The following is a 16,060-nucleotide window of genomic DNA, read 5'->3' as shown; positions in this document are numbered from 1 at the left end:
GGCACCGTGCCAGATGCAAACGTGCCACAGTCGAACGTGCCCGATCCCGCCTCCTCATCGTCTCCGGTGACCCGGAAGGTTCGCTCCGAAAAGAGCAGACCGTCGATCTTCTGGCTGCTGGCCGCGTTGGTCGTTCCGGCGATGAACGTGGCGGCGCGCTACACGATCACCGACGGTCATAAGTTCCCCCGGCAGGGCGCGTTCGTCTTCTCGCCCAACCACTACAGCGAGATCGACCCGATCGTCATGGGCATGGTGAGCTGGAAGCTCGGCCGCCTGCCCCGCTTCCTGGCCAAGGCGTCGCTGTTCAAGCTGCCCGTTGCCGGCTGGCTCCTGACGAAGTCGGGCCAGATCCCCGTGCAGCGCGGCGGATCGGTGCGCGGCAGCGAACCCGTCAAGGCGGCCAGACGCCTCGTCGAACGCGGCCAGATGGTGGTGGTGTACCCGGAAGGGTCGCTCACCCGTGACCCGGAACTGTGGCCCATGCGCGGCAAGAGCGGCGCTGTGCGCATCGCCCTCGAGCAGGGCATCCCCATCGTCCCCGCAGCGCACTGGGGCACCCAGCAGCTCATGGAGCGTTACTCCAACAAGCTGCACCTGTTCCCGCGCAAGACCATCCTCGTGAAAATCGGCGACCCGCTCGACCTGGCCGAATTCCGCGGCCGCAACCTCGACACGGCCACGCTGAACGAAGCGACCGCCGTGGTGATGGATGCCATCACCGCCCTGCTCGAGGACCTCCGTCAGGAGAAGGCGCCGATCAAGCGCTGGAACCCGTCCGAGCACGACCAGAAAGAGACCGGCCGCTTTGAAGCCTAGAGTCCAGCCAGGAACCCGGGTAGCCGTTCTCGGCGCGGGAAGCTGGGGCACCACCTTTGCCAAGATCCTCACCGACGGCGGCGCCGATGTCGTTCTCTGGGCCCGCCGCCCTGAACTGGCGCGGGAGATCACCGAGGGCCGTCGCAACAGCGACTACCTGCCGGGCATCAACCTGCCGGTCGGGCTGCGCGCCACCTCCAGGCTCGACCTGGCGCTGGCGGGAGCAGAACACGTCTTCGTCTCAGTGCCGAGCCAGTCCTTGCGCGAGAACCTCATCCAGGCCGAGCCGTTCCTGGCACCCACGGCCACCATTGTGTCGCTCATGAAGGGCGTCGAGCGGGCGTCCGGGCTGCGGATGAGCGAGATCATCGAGCAGGTCCTGCCCATCGATCCGGCCCGTATCGCGGCCATCTCGGGGCCGAACCTGGCCCTGGAGATCGCGAAGGAGCAGCCGACCGCCGCCGTGGTCTCCTCGTCCAGCCTGGAGACCGCCCATGCCGTGGCCCTGTTGGCCACTACGAAGTACTTCCGCTCCTACGTCAACACGGATGTCATCGGTACCGAGTTCGGCGGCGTGCTCAAGAACCTCATCGCTGTGGCGATCGGCATCGTCGACGGCGTCGGTTACGGGGAGAACACCAAGGCGTCGATCATCACCCGCGGGCTCGTGGAGATGACCGACTTCGCGGTGGCGTACGGGGCGCAGCCCGAGACCCTCGCTGGTCTGGCGGGCCTGGGCGACCTCATCGCCACCTGCCAGTCCCCGCTGTCCCGCAACAACACCGCTGGGAGGCTGCTGGGCCAGGGCTACAGCTACAACGACGTCATCGCCCAGATGCAACAGACCACCGAAGGGCTCGCCTCGGTCAGCCCGATCCTCGAACTCGCCCGGGCCAAGGGCGTCGACATGCCCATCGTCGAACAGGTGCGCCAGGTGCTGGCCGGTACGCTGAAGCCGCGGGATATTGCGCCGCACCTCACGACGGACTCCGGCGCACCGCAGGGTGAAAGGACCATTGATGACGGACAAACTCACGGTAGCGCTGCTGTTTGGGGGGCGGTCAAGCGAACATTCGATCAGCTGCGCCACAGCGGGCGGAGTGCTGGCCGCAATTGACCGTGACCGCTACACCGTCATCCCGGTGGGCATCACACGTGACGGCGCCTTCGTGCTCGAAGACGACGACCCGGAGAAATTTGCGCTGACCGCATCGGCCCTGCCCGAGGTGACCGACAACGGCACCAGGGTGCTCTGGCCCGACAGCGCCGGCAACCGGGAACTCAGCATCGTGGACGCCTCGGGGCGCCGCAGCCTCGGAACCGTCGACCTGGTGTTCCCGATCCTGCACGGCCCGTACGGTGAGGACGGCACCGTGCAGGGCATGCTCGAGCTCGTCGACCTGCCGTTCGTCGGCTCCGGCGTGCTCGCCTCAGCTCTGGGCATGGACAAGCACTACACCAAAACCGTGCTCCAGCACGCGTCGCTGGCCGTTGCGCCGTGGCGCACCATCACCGCCGACGACTGGGACGAAGCGCCCGGCATGGCCTATGCGGCACTCGAGGAACTGGGCCTGCCCGCCTTCGTGAAGCCCGCCAGGGCCGGCTCGAGCGTGGGCGTGAGCCGGGTATCCAGCCCCGACCAGCTGGCCGAGGCCATGGCCGTGGCGCTGGCCGAGGACGACAAGGTGCTCATCGAGGTGGGCCTGGTCGGCCGCGAACTCGAGGTCGCCGTGCTGCAGGGCCGCCCCGGCGAGCCCACCCACGCTTCCGTCGCCGGAGAGGTCGTGGTCACCGGCCGCGACTTCTACGACTTCGCCGCCAAGTATCTGGATGCCGACGGTATCGACCTGGTCTGCCCCGCGGTGCTTCCGGCCGATGACCTGGCCGAGATGCAACGCATCGCCGTGCGGGCCTTCGAAGCCATCGATGCCGACGGCCTTGCCCGGGTGGATTTCTTCCTCACCGAGCAGGGCTGGGTGATCAACGAGATCAACACCATGCCCGGCTTCACACCGATCTCGATGTTCCCCAGCTGCTGGCTGGCCAGCGGCTACACCTACCCGCAGCTGATCGACGAGCTCATCGAGGTGGCCCTGGCTCGGTCGGCACGTCGCCGGCGCTCCGAGCCGGTTGCCGCTACAGCCGAGTAGTCGCCGGCGCCGCCCGACCGGGCGGCGCCGACTCCAACGGGTGCGACGCTAGTGCGCCGCGCCCAGCTCCACGAGCAGCACCCCACCCATGATGAGGGCCATCCCTGCGGCCATCAGCCAGGTGAGCGGCTCACCGAAGAGCACCTTGCTGGCCAGGGCAGTCAGGGCCACGCCCACGGCGGCCCAGACCCCGTATGCGACCCCGAGGGGTAGGCCCGCGCCCAGGGCCAACGAGAGCAGGGAGAACGCCGCGAGGTACCCCAGCGCCACGACGAGGTACCAGGCGCGCCGGCCGTGCACGGCGGCGCGCAGCGAGAGGGTGGCCGTGACCTCGGTCAGGATCGCGCCGGCCAGGAACAGCCATCCCATCACGGGGCCACCTCGGGCGGCACCGGCGGGTGGCCGGCCTGGGCCCCTCTCGCTGCCGACCGGCGCCCGGCCTGCTGCGAGCCGAGCTCCACGCACAGGACGCCGCAGATGATCAACGCCATCCCGGCCAGCATCAGGGGTGTGAGCGCTTCGCCGAAAATTGCGGCCGCCAGCAACGCCGTCGCGGCGACTCCCACGGCACCCCAGATGCCGTAGGCCACCCCGAGGGGGAAGCCCCGGCGCAGCACGGCAGCCAGCAGCACGAAGGAGCAGGCGTATCCGGCGACGACGAGCACGTACCAGGCCGGCTGGTCCAGAGCGCCCTTGAGTGACAGCGACGCTGCGACCTCACTCGCGATCGCCCCGGCCAGGAGCAGCCAGGCCGTCATGGTCAGGGCGTGTTGCCGGGTAGTGTCACGTCGTTGGCGCCCACGCACTGCGTGGTCGCGGGAACGTTCGCAATGGCGGAGGCGAGATCCACCAGGGTTGTCGAGCCGCTCACAAGCTCTGAGTCGATGTAGACCTCCGTGGCCGGGTCGCGCCCGTAGGTCGTGTAACGGTAGCGGGGCTTGTCCGAATCGTCCTCGATCCAGTCGATGCCGTTGATGCTGACGCAGGGCAGCGTCGTGGGACCTGGCACATCGACGCCGCAGGTGAGCAGCACGGCCGCCGGGTCGCCCCAGGCGCCCGTGGCCTGGGCGTTGGTCTCCCGCTCGGGCTGGTCGGCCACCGTGGTGGGCAGTCGCACGATGATGTCGGCGCAGGCCGGGTTCACGGCATCCGCGGCGGGTTGGAGGGGAATGGCGGCCGAGCAGCCGGTGAGTAGGATCGCGCCGAGCGCGACAACCCCGGCGCAGGCCGTGCGCAGGCGGATGCGCCGGGGGCGGCCGGCGGGGCCGTCGTTTGTCAGGGGCCGGGCCGGGCCGGATGCCGGATGCGGTACCGGGAACGGGGTCGTGAACGGGGGAGTCATTCCATTCAGGTTACCGTTTGAAGTATGACGAATGCCGCAGCCGTGCCCTCCTGGGCGACGGAGGACACCCTGGCCGACCTGAGCGAGGGCGAGGTTCTCGCGCGGATCTTCCCCGGCTGCCGCAGGCGGACACCGAGCTGCTCGGCCCCGGCGACGACGCCGCGGTGCTCAGCGCCGCGGACGGCCGGTTCGTGGTGACCTGCGACATGATGATCCAGGGGCCCGACTTCCGACTGGCTTGGTCCACCCCGCACGACCTGGGCTGGAAAGCCGCCGCGACGAACCTCTCCGACGTCGCCGCCATGGGGGCCCGACCGACGGCGCTCGTCGTGGCGATCGCCGCGCCGCCGTCCACGCCCATCTCGGTGATCCTCGGTATCGCCGATGGACTCCGCGACGGCTGCGAGGCTCTCGCGCCGGGCTGCGGTGTCGTCGGGGGCGACCTCTCGGCCGCTGACGCGCTCACCCTCTCGATCACGGCCTTCGGCGACCTCGAGGGGCGGCCACCCGTGCTGCGTTCGGGGGCCCGGCCCGGCGACGTCGTGGCGCACGCCGGGCGACTCGGCGACGCCGGCATCGGCCTTGGACTGCTGTTCCGCTTCGGCGTCGACGAGCACGGCGTGCCGAGCCGGGAGCAGGCGGACCTGCTCAAGGACAGGCATGGCGCCCTCGTCGCCGCCCAGCTGGCTCCGGTGCCCCCGATCAACCTGGGGCCCGCCGCGGCCGAGGCTGGGGCCACCGCGATGCTCGACGTCTCCGACGGCCTGGCGATCGACGCTGGCCGGCTGGCGCGGGCCAGCGGCGTGGGCATCGACTTCGACTCTGCCGCACTCGGCGACAACCGGGAGTTGGCCCTGGGCGGCGGCGAAGACCACGGCCTGCTGGCCACCTTCCCGCCGCACCGTTCCCTGCCCGAGGGCTTCCGGCGTCTGGGCTCCGTGACGGCGGAGGCCGGCACGGTGCTCGTCGATGGCGAACCGCACACGCAGGGCGGCTGGGATCCCTACCGCGGATGGGACGGCCAGGCGGGCTAGAACCGGGGCCGATCGGACGCTTACGCGGCAGGCTTGACCAGGCTGCGGGCGATCTCACGAGCCCAGGCCTCGACCTGTGGCCAGTCGCGGAAGTCCCCGGCCGGGATCTTTTCCGCGGCTCCCGGAAACCGTCGGATGGTGCGGTGCGCCAGGCTCAGGGAGCCCGGGTCGATCGCACCGAAGAAGACCCGGTGGCCTACGGGGCGCACTGTGCTGTCGAAATCGATAATTTCCGCCGGCACCGTGTCGGCCAGGATGTCGGTGGCCTCGGCATCCGTCGCCGGCGTGCCCAGCGGGCCGCTGCTGAACAGCCACACCGGATGCTCGAGCAGGGTGGGCTGGTAGCGGCGCACGAACGTCGTGGCGTCCCGGAGCCAGTGGCCCATGTACACCGCGCTGCCGATCACGAAGGCGTCGACTCCGGCCACGTCCTCTGCGTGCGGGGGCTCGGCCGCGTCGTAGACCCGCACCGTGAGCCCCGCCAGGGCGAGCTCAGCGGCGATCCGCTCGGCGATGCCCCGGGTGGCACCGTAATGGCTGGCACAGACCACGGCTACGCGCACGGGCTCGACCTTTCGGATGCGGCGGACGAAGCTGTCCACACACCACACGTTAGGCCTAAAAACTTGCGCTGACCAGCCCTCTTCAGGGCGACAGTCAGGCGGGAACGGCGACGTCGGCGTACCAGAGGGTGGTGTCGCCGTAGTCCTTGCGGCGCACGAGTTCGAGACCGGGGCCCCAGGTGGGTTCGGGGAGCGCGAGGACCGCTCGACAACGACGAGGGCGTCGGGATCCAGCAGCGGCAGCAGGCCGGCGAGGTTGGCCGCCAGCTCGGCGTCGGGGAGGTCGTACGGCGGGTCGATCAAGACCAGGTCGAAACCGTCCGGCGTGCCGGCCAGGAACGACTGGACGGCCTGGCTCGACACCGAGATGGTCAGCCCGGAGTTCTTGGGAGCGGCCTTCTGCACCGCCTGAGCGTTCTTTCGGCAGGTCTGGCTGGCCGCGAACCCGTTCTCGACGAGCGTCACCACCCGGGCGCCTCGGCTCGCGGCCTCGAGGCCGAGGGCGCCGGAACCGGCGTACAGATCGAGAACCCGGTAGCCGCGCACGGCGTCGCGCGCCTCGAGCGCGGAAAACAGCGCCTCCCGCACCTGGTCGCTGGTGGGCCGGGTGCCCTTGGCCGGCACGGTGAGGGTGAGGGAGCCGGCGAACCCGGCGATGATTCGCGTCATTTGTCTTCGAGCCTAGCCGCCGGGCGCGCTCCACATCCTGCGGGATCGACGTCTGGTGTCGGTGGCGACCTTTAGCATCGAAGTATGACCGGTCCGGATGCCGCCGCCACCCCCCACGGGGAGCCCGCCGGCGACGCTACCGGCACCCTCACCCTCGACTCCGGACTGCGCGGGGTTCTCGGCGCCGGCCCCGCCACGGCGTTGGCCAAAGCCTTCGGCATGACCACGGTCGGCGACCTGCTCAGCCACTACCCCCGCCGCTACGCCAGGCGCGGCGAACTCACCACCCTGGCGGAGCTGCCGCTCGACGAGGCCGTCACCGTGCTCGCCGAGGTGCTCTCGGTGAGCGTGCAGGACTACGGCCGACCGCAGCCGGGCAAGAAGGCGGTGCATCGCACGAAGGTCGTCATCTCCGACGGTCGTGGCATGCTCACCCTCACGTTCTTCAATCAACCCTGGTTGATCAAGACCTTGCGCCCGGGCATGCGGGCCATGTTCTCCGGCAAGGTCACGGTCTTCAACAAGACCCGGCAGCTGGCCCACCCCGCCTACGAGATCGTGCCGGGTAGCGACGACCCCCTGGATGCCACGATCTCGCCAGCCGAAGCCCTCGAGGCCCGCCTCTGGGCGGACCGGCCCATCCCTATCTACGCGGCCACCGCGGCCGTGACCAGCTGGACCATCGCGAAACAGATCGTCAAGGTGATCGACCACCTCGGCCCCATCGACGACCCGATCCCCGAGCGGCTGCGGGCCGAGCGCGGCCTGCTGGACCACCGGGACGCCCTCGTCCGCGTCCACCGGCCGATCTCCGACGACGAGTGGAACGAGGCCAGGGATACGCTGCGCTTCACCGAGGCTTTCGTATTGCAGTGCGTGCTCGTGCAGCAGCACACCGAACACCGCGCCAGGCGCACCCGCGCGCGGCTTCCCGTTCCGGGTGGTTTCCTCGAGAGGTTCGACGCGGCCCTGCCGTTCTCCCTCACGGTGGACCAGGAACTCACGGGCGCCGAGATCCAGCGCGACATGGGGCTGACCGCACCCATGAACCGTCTCGTGCAGGGTGAAGTCGGATCGGGCAAGACCGTCGTGGCCCTCCGCGCCATGCTCGCCGTGGCCGACTCGGGCGGGCAGTCCGCGCTGCTGGCACCCACCGAGGTGCTCGCCGGGCAGCACCTGCGCTCGATGGCGCGCATCCTGGGCCCCGCCCTCACGGCGGAGCTGATGCCGACCCTGCTCACCGGCCAGCTGCCCGTGGCCGAGCGACGCAAGGCACTGCTGCGGACGGTCTCGGGCCAGGCGCGCATCGTGATCGGCACCCATGCCCTGCTCAGCGACACCGTCGGATTCTTCGACCTCGGCCTGGTGGTCATCGACGAACAACACCGCTTCGGCGTCGACCAGCGTGAGGCTCTCCGGCTCAAGGCCGAACTGCCGCCGCACGTGCTGGTGCTCACCGCCACACCCATTCCCCGCACCATCGCCATGACCGTGTTCGGCGACCTCGACGTGAGCACCATCGCCGTGCTTCCGGCCGGGCGCCCGGGCATCGAGACCTTCGTGGTGCCGCTCGACGAGAAACCGGCCTGGGTGTTACGCGTCTGGCAGCGCATGGCCGAGGAACTCGCCCTCGGCCGACAGTGCTTCGTGGTGTGCCCGGCCATCGCTCCAAAAAAGCTTGAGCAGGGCGAGGAGATCGACTTCGATGCCACCCCGATGACGACGGTCGAGGAGTTGCTCGCCGACCTGCGTCGGCATCCGCTGCTCGCGGCCGCGCGCATCGAGCCCCTGCACGGCGCCATGACCGCGGATGAGAAAGAACACACCATGCGGGCGTTCGCGGCCGGTGACATCCAGGTCCTTGTCGCCACGACGGTCATCGAAGTCGGCGTCGACGTGCCCAACGCCTCCGCCATGGTCGTGATGGATGCCCACCGCTTCGGCGTGTCGCAGCTGCACCAGCTGCGCGGACGGGTGGGACGCGGGGGAGTGCCGGGCCTCTGCCTGCTCGTGACGGCGGCTCCGATCGGCAGCCCGGCCCGGGAGCGTATCGAGGCGGTCGCGAAGACCCTGGACGGCTTCGAGTTGGCCCAGGTCGACCTCGAACAGCGCCAGGAGGGCGATGTGCTCGGCCGCTTCCAGTCCGGCGGGCAGTCCTCGCTGCGGCTGCTGCGGGTCGCCACCGACGGGGACATCATCTCGGCCGCCCGCACCGCGGCCCGCGAACTCATCGGTGGGGACCCGGAGATCCGCACCATTCCCGCGCTGCGGGCGGCCGTGCGCCGCAGGCTCGACGACTCCGAGCGTGCCTCCCTGTCCAAGGGGTGAGGCTGAGGCGCAGCTGCTGCCAGCCTGACAATGCCCTCGACGTCCGGCCGATCCGGCTGCCCCGGGCAGCGCCCGTTACGTGCTGGCGCTAGGGTGAACCGTATGCGCAGGATCGCCGTCGTACCTGGTTCGTTCGACCCCGTCACACTGGGGCATCTCGACGTGATCCAACGGGCGGCTGGGCTGTTCGACGAGCTGCACGTGCTCGTGGTGCACAACCCGGGGAAGTCCGCGCTGCTGCCCATCACCCAGCGGGTCTCGCTCATCGAACGGGCCATCGCCGAGGCGGGGGTGCCCGGCAACGTCATCGTCAGTTCCTGGAGCATGGGGTTGCTCGTGGACTACTGCGTCGATGTGGGCGCCAGCGTGCTCGTCAAGGGCATCCGCTCGCAGATCGACGTGGCGTACGAGACACCGATGGCGATCGTGAACCGCAACCTCGCCGGCGTCGAGACCATCTTCATGCTGCCCGACCCCGCGCACGCGCACGTGTCCAGCTCCCTCGTGCGCCAAGTCGCTGCTCTCGGCGGCGACATCGCCCCGTACGTGCCGCCCGCCGTGGCCGCCTTCCTGAACCGGCCTCTGGCATGAGCGCTCTGCCCGGTCGCCTGGCTTCCGATGCGCCCCCGGCGGCGCACGCGGCCGTCGACGTGGCCGGGCGCGACCGGGCCGGTCCGCTCGGCCGGGCGGTTGAGGCCGAGACCGTGGTTGAGCTCGCCGACGTGCAGCACGCCGCCGTGGCCATCATGCGCAACGTCGAATCGGTCATCGACGGCAAGCACTCGGCCGTGCAGATCGCCCTGACGGTGCTCCTGGCCGAGGGCCACCTGCTCATCGAGGACGTGCCCGGCGTGGGCAAGACCATGCTGGCCAAGGCCCTCGCCACGTCGGTGGACTGCACGGTCAGCCGCATCCAGTTCACCCCCGACCTGCTGCCCTCCGATGTCACGGGTGTCTCCGTCTACAACCAGGCCGAGCGCCGATTCGAGTTCAAGCCCGGCGCCATCTTCGCGAACCTGGTGATCGGCGACGAGATCAACCGCGCCAGCCCCAAGACCCAGTCGGCCCTGCTCGAATGCATGGAGGAGCGGCAGGTGACCGTGGACGGGCACAGCTATCGGCTGGCCCGCCCGTTCACCGTCGTCGCCACGCAGAACCCGATCGAGATGGAGGGCACCTACGCGCTGCCCGAAGCGCAGCGCGACCGCTTCATGGCGCGCATCTCGATGGGATACCCCGACCCGGCGTCCGAGCTGGCCATGCTCGATTCCCGCGACACAAGCAGCCCGCTCTCCCGGATCTCCGCGGTGGTCACCGAAGCGCAGTTGCGCGGCATGATGACCGCGGCCCGCGGCGTGTTCGCCTCCGCCGCCGTGAAGGAATATGCGGTGGCCGTGGTGAGGGCCACCCGGGACGACCGCGACCTTCGTCTGGGCGCGAGTCCCCGGGCCACCCTGCAACTGATCCGGGCGGCCAAGGCCCAGGCCGCGCTGCACGGCAGGGAATATGTGCTGCCGGACGACATCGACTCGCTGGCCGTGGCCGTTCTCGGGCACCGGCTGGTGCCCACATCACGGGCGCTGGGGCATCGGTCACAGGACAGTGCCCTCCTCATCGAAGAGACGGTCAGGCGGATCCTGGCGGCCACCCCGGTGCCGACCGGGTCCTCGGGCCGGCCCTAGCGGCGGCCGGGCGACGGGAACAAGCGTCATGAGCGGATCGCAGACAGTCAGGATGCGCCCCGGGCGGGTTCCGGCCACACGCCGGGCCATCCGCCGGCAGGTACGCCCGACCCTGCGCGGGGCCCTGTTCCTGGGCGTCGGGCTTGCTGTCTTCATCACCGCCTGGGCCTACGACATCCGGGACCTCCTGTTCCTGGGCTCGGTGCTGCTCCTCATGCCGCTCCTCTCGCTGGGGTACGTCCTCGTGCACCCGCTGCGGGTGGCCGTGGCCCGTACCTTCCGGCCGGGCACGGTCTCGGCCGGGCTGCCGGTGACCGTGGCCGTTCAGGTGCGCAACCTGGCGTCGGTGTCGTTGCCGGGCCTCCGCTGGCGGGACCTGGCGGCGGGCGGCATCACCGTTCCCGCCGTGCAACCGCTGCCCGTGCTCGGCCCGGCCAGGCGGGGCCGCGGACCCGGTAGCGACACCGCGAGCGTGAGCTACCAGGTGCGTCCGCTCCGTCGCGGCGTCTACGCGGTGGGCCCACTCATGCTCGGTCGCGCCGACCCCTTCGGCCTGGCCTACAGCGAATGGCCGGCCGGAGCGCCGCACGACCTCACGGTCACGCCCACAGTCTGTCCGTTACCCGGCAGCGGCGTATCCATCACCCGGGGCGAGGGCTCCCGTCACGAACGCCTCCGGCACCTCAACAACGACTCCGACGAACTCATCGCCAGGGAATACCGGCCGGGCGACCCGATGCGCCGGGTCAACTGGCCCGCCACCGCGCGGCACGGCGAGATCATGATCCGGCAGGAAGAGCAGCGCAGCCACCCGGAGGCCCGGATGGTACTGGACACCGGCCGCGGCGGCCGGGCCGAGGGCCGAGAACATGACGCCGAGTTCGAGCGTGCCGTCGAGTTGACGGCGTCGATCGCGGTGCACCTCATCGACGCCGGATTCCGATTGGATGTGGTGGAGCTCGGCCCGAGCCAGCTCGCCCCCGGCCGGTCACGGGCGGCAAGCACCCTGGTGCCTCGGGACCCGGACGTCGGGCGGCGCGGCGGCCTGCACGGCGACGACCCGGTTTCGTTCACCGGCCCGGAGGGAGCCCTGGCCCTGGTCGACGCGCTGGCCCAGATCACCCCGCAGGACCACGTCGCGCACCCCGACGGCGAGAACGGGGCGGGCGATGCCCGCCGGAACGCTGCGGCGTTCGGGCGGCAGATTCCGACCTTCGCCGTGCTCATCGACCTCGACGACGCGGATGCGGCGGCCCTGGCCGCACTGCGGGGCCTCTGCCAGCCTGCCGTCGCCTTCGTCTTCGACACCCTGCGCGGCACCGTCCTCGAGCGGTTGGCCGAGGCCGGCTGGCAGTGCGTGCCCGTGACGGCCGCCACGCCCGTCGACGCGGCCTGGGCGCGGGTCGGCCAGGACCGGGCGGAGGCCCGATGACCGCGCCGGGTCGCACTCTGCCACCCCCGGGCATCCGCCCGGGCGGCCCGCCCGGGTCTGCGCCGTCAGCGGGCGCGCGACGGCCGGCCCGCCGACGGGTCCCGCCATTGCGGTGGCCGCTCTCCGCGGCACTGATCGTGCTGCTCCTCGCCGGGTGCACCGCGCTGGGCACGGTCCTGGCCGGCTCCGGCTGGTGGTGGGTGCTCCTGGTCATCGCAGCGGCGGTCCTGTCCGCCGCCGCCGGGTTCCGGCGCGCCCGGCTGCCGGCCGCGCTCGTGCCGGTGCTGTCGGCGGGGGCCCTTGTCGTCCTGCTCACCCTGGTTTTCGGCGGGGGAACCGGTGTGCTGTGGCTGATTCCCACCGGCGACACATTCGCACGATTCACCGACCTGGCCACGTCCGGCGTGCGGTCGATCCAGACACAGGGCACACCGGCGCAGGTGCTGGACGGCATCCTGTTCCTCCTGGCCTGCGGGGTCGGCCTGCTGGCGATCCTGATGGATGTGCTGGCGATCGGGCTGCGCTGGCCCGCACTGGCCGGCATCCCCCCGCTCGTTCCCCTGGCCGTGCCCGGCTTCGTGATCGACACCGGCGCCGAGTGGGGCAGCCTCGTCGCCACCGCCGTGGCCTACCTGCTGGTGCTGCGCGTGGACGCCAGGCTGCGCGGCATGGAGGCGATCCGGCAGGGCGGGTCGCTCGGCTGGAGTGCGACGTCACCCCCGGGCGCGGTCCGCGGCGCCCTCGCCATCGGCGCGATCGGTATAGCCGGGGCTCTCGTCATCGGACTTACCGCCCCGATCGTCTCCGGCGTCACCGGCGGCTCCCGGCCGAACAGCGCCCTCTTCGGCGGGGGAGTGAGCCCGATGATCAATCTGGGTCAGGACCTACGCCGGCCCGCGCCGACGCCCGCCCTGCACTACCGCACAACGGCCAGCGAACAGCCGTACCTGGCGCTGCTCACCCTCGACGACATCAAGGGCACCACCTGGCTGCCCCGGCCCGTGGAGATCGACCCCGAGAAGACCGTGGAGTCGATCGACGATCCGCCTGGACTGTCCGAGGCCGTCACACGCACCTCCGCCACCACGATCATCGCTGTCGACGGTGTGAGGACCGACCTGTTGCCCGTGCCGGTGCCCGCCACCTCGGTCGACGGGCTCACCGGGGAGTGGTTCTGGAACAACGGCACCCGGGCCATCACCAGCCCGGACAACACCACGAGCGGTCAGCGCTACACGGTGACCTCCTTGGAGGTGCAACCCACCCGGGAGCAGCTGCGCCAGGCCGGCGGACGGTATCCGGTGGGCATCGAGTCGAGCCTGTCTCTGCCGGAGGACACGCCGGGAATCATCGCGGAGACCGCGGGCGCTGTCACGGCGGGCGCCGAATCGAACTACGACGCCGCGGTGGCCCTGCAGGATTACCTGCGCGGCAACGACTTCAGTTACGACGCCGAGGCTCCCGTCGAAGACGGTTACGACGGCGGGGGTGCGGAGGTCATCGCCACCTTCCTTGAGGTGAAGCGGGGCTACTGCGTGCACTTCTCCTCGGCCATGGCCCTGATGGCCCGCAGCCTCGGCATTCCCGCCCGGATCTCGCTGGGCTACCTGCCTGGCACCCGCACCACCACGGTGGTGGGTGGGCTCAACCGCTACAACGTCGACTCAGACGATCTGCACGCGTGGCCCGAGCTGTACTTCACCGGGGTCGGCTGGGTGCCCTTCGAGCCGACGCCGGGCCGGGGGAGCGTTCCCGACTACGCGTTGCCGGAGAGCTCCGCGGTGGCCGGCGCGCCGGAGAGCGCCGGTGCCGCGCCCGTCGCCCCCCGCCCCAATGACAACCCCGGTCTCACGGGCGGCCCCAGCGGCACCGTCACCGCGGCGGAAGACGACCTGCCCGGCATCCTGGCCCGGGTGGGGCTGCTCGTGGCTGCGGCCCTGGTTCTGCTGGCCGTGCCCGGGGTGGTGCGCGTCCTGCGACGCAGGCGCCGGCGGAGGATGCTCGCCGCCGATCGGGCCGGCGCAGTGCTGGCCTGGCGGGAGCTCACCGACACCGCTCTTGACCACGGGGTCACCGTGTACGAGACCCTCACCGCGCGCGAGCTGGCTGGAGCCATCCGCGCCCGTCCTGGAGTCGGTGACACGCCGGAGGTGAGCGACGCGCTCGAACGGATGCTCGTCGCCATCGAACGGGCCCACTACGCCCGCACGTCGGCGGGAACAGCCGGTGGCGCCGACCTCCTGCGCGACCTGGATGCCGTCGTGCGCGCGGTGCAGCAGGGCGGCAGTGCTGCCGAGCGGGTGCGGGCCACCGTGGCGCCGGCATCGCTCGGCTCCACCGCCCTCCGCCGGATGGGACTTGCTCGGGGCTCCGCGGCCGGCCCCGACGAGGGGGCGAACCAGCGCACCCCGACGGGCGCGTAGAATTTTCCCTTGTGAACAAGTTCAAGAAGACCCCGTACAAGGTTGACGTACGTGACATCATCAACCGCCCGGGAACGCTCTACGAGCGCGACATCGACATCCTTGTGCCCAACGACCTCGGCGAAGCGCTAGTGGCCGTCAAGGCCGGCTCCACCCTGCACGCCGAGCTGCGCCTCGAATGCATCCACGAAGGCATCCTGGTGACCGCCGATGTGACCGGAAAAGCCGCCGGAGAGTGCGGAAGATGCCTGATTGACATCGAATTGCCTGTCCGAGTTCATTTTGTCGAGCTTTTCGCGTACGATCTAGACGAAGCTTATGAGTGTGCGGTTCAAGATGACCACGTGGATCTTGAACCACTAATCAGGGATGCAGTGGTGTTGTCACTGCCGTTCCAGCCGGTTTGCCGGCGGGATTGCCCAGGTCTCGACCCAGAGACCGGGGAACGGCGTGCCACTTCCCCTGAACTTGAACCGAGTGACGTGCAGGATCCCCGCTGGTCCGCACTATTGGAATTCCAAGCTTCCGAAAGCATCAGCACGGATGAAGACATCCGTGCTGTACCGGATAGAGAAGAGAAGTAGTCATGGCAGTCCCGAAGCGCAAGCAATCACGCTCCAACACCCGCTCACGCCGTTCCTGCTGGAAGGCCGAAGCCCCCACCCTGGTGAAGACCATGGAGAACGGCAAGGTCGTCTACAGCCTCCCGCACCGCGCGAAGGTCGTCACGGATGCCGCCGGCACCGCACTGTTCATGGAATACAAGGGCCGCAAGGTCGCTGACGTTTAGTCAGAGGATGGTGCACTGCCGTGTCGAAGTCTGACGCCGGTTCCCGTCACGCCGAATCTCCCGCAGCCCGCGCTGCGGGAGTTTCTGCTGTGCGGGCCGAAGCGGTGACCGCGGGAACGGCGGGGTCGACCGACGCCGTGTCTATGTCGGCTCTGCAGGAGATCCTCGGCCTGCAGATCGATCCCGGCCTACTCGAGCTCGCCCTGACGCACCGTTCGTACGCGTACGAGAACGGTGGGCTGCCCACCAATGAGCGCCTGGAGTTCCTGGGCGATTCGATTTTGGGCCAGGCCGTGACGGTGATGTTGTACCGCAGCTACCCCGAGCTCAGCGAGGGCGACCTCGCCAAGCGCCGGGCCAGCCTGGTGTCCAGCGCCGCTCTCGCGGGGATTGCCCGAGGCCTCGGCCTCGGCGCTTTTGTGCGCCTGGGGCGTGGGGAGACCCTCACCGGAGGACGCGAGAAATCGTCCATCCTGGCTGACACCGTCGAGGCCCTCATCGGGGCGGTCTACCTCGACTCGGGCGGGGACCGCGCGACCGAGTTCGTCCTACGGCTCGTGCAGCCGCTGCTCGCCGACCCGGGACACTTCGGCGTGTCGATGGACCCGAAGACCAGCCTGCAGGAAGCCGCCGCCCGGCTGAACGCCGGCGTGCCGGTCTACGCCGTCGCCGAGAGCGGGCCCGACCACTCCAAGGTCTTCGTGGCCACGGTGTCCGTCGGCACCAGGGTGAGCGCCACCGGAACCGGGACCAGCAAGAAGCACGCCGAGATGGCCGCGGCCCTCGAGGCCTGGACTCAGCTGCGCGCCCGAGGCTGAGCCAGCCGGA

14 protein-coding genes and 3 pseudogenes are annotated in these 16,060 nt (G+C 70.2%); 12 read left to right on the top strand and 5 right to left on the bottom strand.

The genetic code is table 11. From position 1 onward, the window contains the following. Positions 1–6 precede the first annotated feature (6 nt). The 3 genes from KY500_RS08880 to KY500_RS08870 are packed head-to-tail and all read left to right on the top strand — an operon-like array spanning position 7 to position 2,969. Positions 7–819 carry a lysophospholipid acyltransferase family protein gene (locus tag KY500_RS08880; protein WP_370626914.1) on the top strand — a complete coding sequence of 271 codons (813 nt, stop codon included), beginning with the start codon at positions 7–9 and terminating at the stop codon, positions 817–819. Beyond that, the gene (locus KY500_RS08875; protein WP_245977036.1) at positions 809–1,936 is read left to right on the top strand and encodes an NAD(P)H-dependent glycerol-3-phosphate dehydrogenase; all 1,128 of its coding nucleotides are present in this window, start codon (positions 809–811) and stop codon (positions 1,934–1,936) included. The genes KY500_RS08880 and KY500_RS08875 overlap by 11 nt, the downstream gene beginning before the upstream one ends. Then, on the top strand, positions 1,839–2,969 hold the full coding sequence (locus KY500_RS08870) for a D-alanine--D-alanine ligase family protein (RefSeq protein WP_219903131.1): 1,131 nt from the start codon (positions 1,839–1,841) through the stop codon (positions 2,967–2,969). Before KY500_RS08875 ends, KY500_RS08870 begins: the two co-directional genes overlap by 98 nt. 48 nt (positions 2,970–3,017) lie before the next feature. On the opposite strand, the gene KY500_RS08865 is transcribed toward KY500_RS08870, so the two are convergent. The 3 genes from KY500_RS08865 to KY500_RS08855 are packed head-to-tail and all read right to left on the bottom strand — an operon-like array spanning position 3,018 to position 4,311. After that, positions 3,018–3,338, bottom strand: coding sequence for a multidrug efflux SMR transporter (locus tag KY500_RS08865; RefSeq protein WP_120339995.1), 321 nt, complete (start codon positions 3,336–3,338; stop codon positions 3,018–3,020). Continuing rightward, positions 3,338–3,727 (bottom strand): multidrug efflux SMR transporter, encoded by a 390-nt coding sequence (locus KY500_RS08860; RefSeq protein WP_219903130.1) that lies wholly within the window; start codon positions 3,725–3,727, stop codon positions 3,338–3,340. Before KY500_RS08860 ends, KY500_RS08865 begins: the two co-directional genes overlap by 1 nt. Positions 3,728–3,729: 2 nt before the next feature. Further along, positions 3,730–4,311, bottom strand: a complete 582-nt coding sequence (locus KY500_RS08855) for a DUF3515 family protein (protein ID WP_219903129.1) — start codon at positions 4,309–4,311, stop codon at positions 3,730–3,732. A 24-nt stretch (positions 4,312–4,335) separates the two neighbouring features. Here KY500_RS08855 and thiL point away from each other — a divergent pair. Next, positions 4,336–5,345, top strand: a pseudogene (gene thiL / locus KY500_RS08850) (thiamine-phosphate kinase). Between the two features lie 20 nt (positions 5,346–5,365). Here thiL and KY500_RS08845 read toward each other — a convergent pair. Together KY500_RS08845 and rsmD are read right to left on the bottom strand one after the other, a co-directional pair. Continuing rightward, a pseudogene (locus KY500_RS08845) lies at positions 5,366–5,884 on the bottom strand (flavodoxin domain-containing protein); the annotation flags it as partial. A 118-nt stretch (positions 5,885–6,002) separates the two neighbouring features. Further along, a pseudogene (gene rsmD, locus KY500_RS08840) lies at positions 6,003–6,577 on the bottom strand (16S rRNA (guanine(966)-N(2))-methyltransferase RsmD). 84 nt (positions 6,578–6,661) lie between these two features. Between rsmD and KY500_RS08835 the strand changes: the two are divergent. From KY500_RS08835 to rnc, 8 genes are all read left to right on the top strand, one after another. Then, a complete protein-coding gene (locus tag KY500_RS08835) occupies positions 6,662–8,905 on the top strand; it encodes an ATP-dependent DNA helicase RecG (protein WP_219903127.1) in 2,244 nt (747 codons plus the stop codon). A 102-nt stretch (positions 8,906–9,007) separates the two neighbouring features. Next, a complete protein-coding gene (gene coaD / locus KY500_RS08830) occupies positions 9,008–9,496 on the top strand; it encodes a pantetheine-phosphate adenylyltransferase (protein WP_066596241.1) in 489 nt (162 codons plus the stop codon). After that, positions 9,493–10,587 (top strand): MoxR family ATPase, encoded by a 1,095-nt coding sequence (locus tag KY500_RS08825; protein WP_219903126.1) that lies wholly within the window; start codon positions 9,493–9,495, stop codon positions 10,585–10,587. Before coaD ends, KY500_RS08825 begins: the two co-directional genes overlap by 4 nt. A gap of 52 nt (positions 10,588–10,639) precedes the next feature. Further along, positions 10,640–12,019: a DUF58 domain-containing protein gene (locus KY500_RS08820; protein ID WP_219903125.1), complete on the top strand. Its 1,380-nt coding sequence runs from the start codon at positions 10,640–10,642 to the stop codon at positions 12,017–12,019. A gap of 107 nt (positions 12,020–12,126) precedes the next feature. After that, positions 12,127–14,442 carry a DUF3488 and transglutaminase-like domain-containing protein gene (locus KY500_RS08815; protein WP_219903124.1) on the top strand — a complete coding sequence of 772 codons (2,316 nt, stop codon included), beginning with the start codon at positions 12,127–12,129 and terminating at the stop codon, positions 14,440–14,442. 11 nt (positions 14,443–14,453) lie between these two features. Next, positions 14,454–15,026, top strand: coding sequence for a DUF177 domain-containing protein (locus KY500_RS08810; RefSeq protein WP_066596230.1), 573 nt, complete (start codon positions 14,454–14,456; stop codon positions 15,024–15,026). A gap of 2 nt (positions 15,027–15,028) precedes the next feature. Continuing rightward, positions 15,029–15,232, top strand: coding sequence for a 50S ribosomal protein L32 (gene rpmF / locus KY500_RS08805; RefSeq protein ID WP_066596228.1), 204 nt, complete (start codon positions 15,029–15,031; stop codon positions 15,230–15,232). Between the two features lie 143 nt (positions 15,233–15,375). Next, complete coding sequence (gene rnc, locus KY500_RS08800) at positions 15,376–16,050, top strand: ribonuclease III (protein WP_219903368.1); 675 nt, start codon at positions 15,376–15,378, stop codon at positions 16,048–16,050. Positions 16,051–16,060: the final 10 nt, after the last annotated feature.

Source organism: Cryobacterium sp. PAMC25264 (assembly GCF_019443325.1).
In the GTDB taxonomy this organism is placed as follows: Bacteria; Actinomycetota; Actinomycetes; order Actinomycetales; family Microbacteriaceae; genus Cryobacterium.
The sequence above is the reverse complement of the archived record's forward strand: the minus strand, read 5'-3'. Positions and strand labels throughout refer to the sequence as shown.

Bases quoted from the DNA above. Each gene is read 5' to 3' on its own strand.
- KY500_RS08870 (WP_219903131.1), top strand. From the start codon at position 1,839: ATGACGGACAAACTCACGGTAGCGCTGCTGTTTGGGGGGCGGTCAAGC.
- KY500_RS08865 (WP_120339995.1), bottom strand. From the start codon at position 3,338: ATGGGATGGCTGTTCCTGGCCGGCGCGATCCTGACCGAGGTCACGGCC.
- KY500_RS08860 (WP_219903130.1), bottom strand. From the start codon at position 3,727: ATGACGGCCTGGCTGCTCCTGGCCGGGGCGATCGCGAGTGAGGTCGCA.
- KY500_RS08855 (WP_219903129.1), bottom strand. From the start codon at position 4,311: ATGACTCCCCCGTTCACGACCCCGTTCCCGGTACCGCATCCGGCATCC.
- KY500_RS08835 (WP_219903127.1), top strand. From the start codon at position 6,662: ATGACCGGTCCGGATGCCGCCGCCACCCCCCACGGGGAGCCCGCCGGC.
- coaD (WP_066596241.1), top strand. From the start codon at position 9,008: ATGCGCAGGATCGCCGTCGTACCTGGTTCGTTCGACCCCGTCACACTG.
- KY500_RS08825 (WP_219903126.1), top strand. From the start codon at position 9,493: ATGAGCGCTCTGCCCGGTCGCCTGGCTTCCGATGCGCCCCCGGCGGCG.
- KY500_RS08820 (WP_219903125.1), top strand. From the start codon at position 10,640: ATGCGCCCCGGGCGGGTTCCGGCCACACGCCGGGCCATCCGCCGGCAG.
- rpmF (WP_066596228.1), top strand. From the start codon at position 15,029: ATGGCAGTCCCGAAGCGCAAGCAATCACGCTCCAACACCCGCTCACGC.
- rnc (WP_219903368.1), top strand. From the start codon at position 15,376: ATGTCGGCTCTGCAGGAGATCCTCGGCCTGCAGATCGATCCCGGCCTA.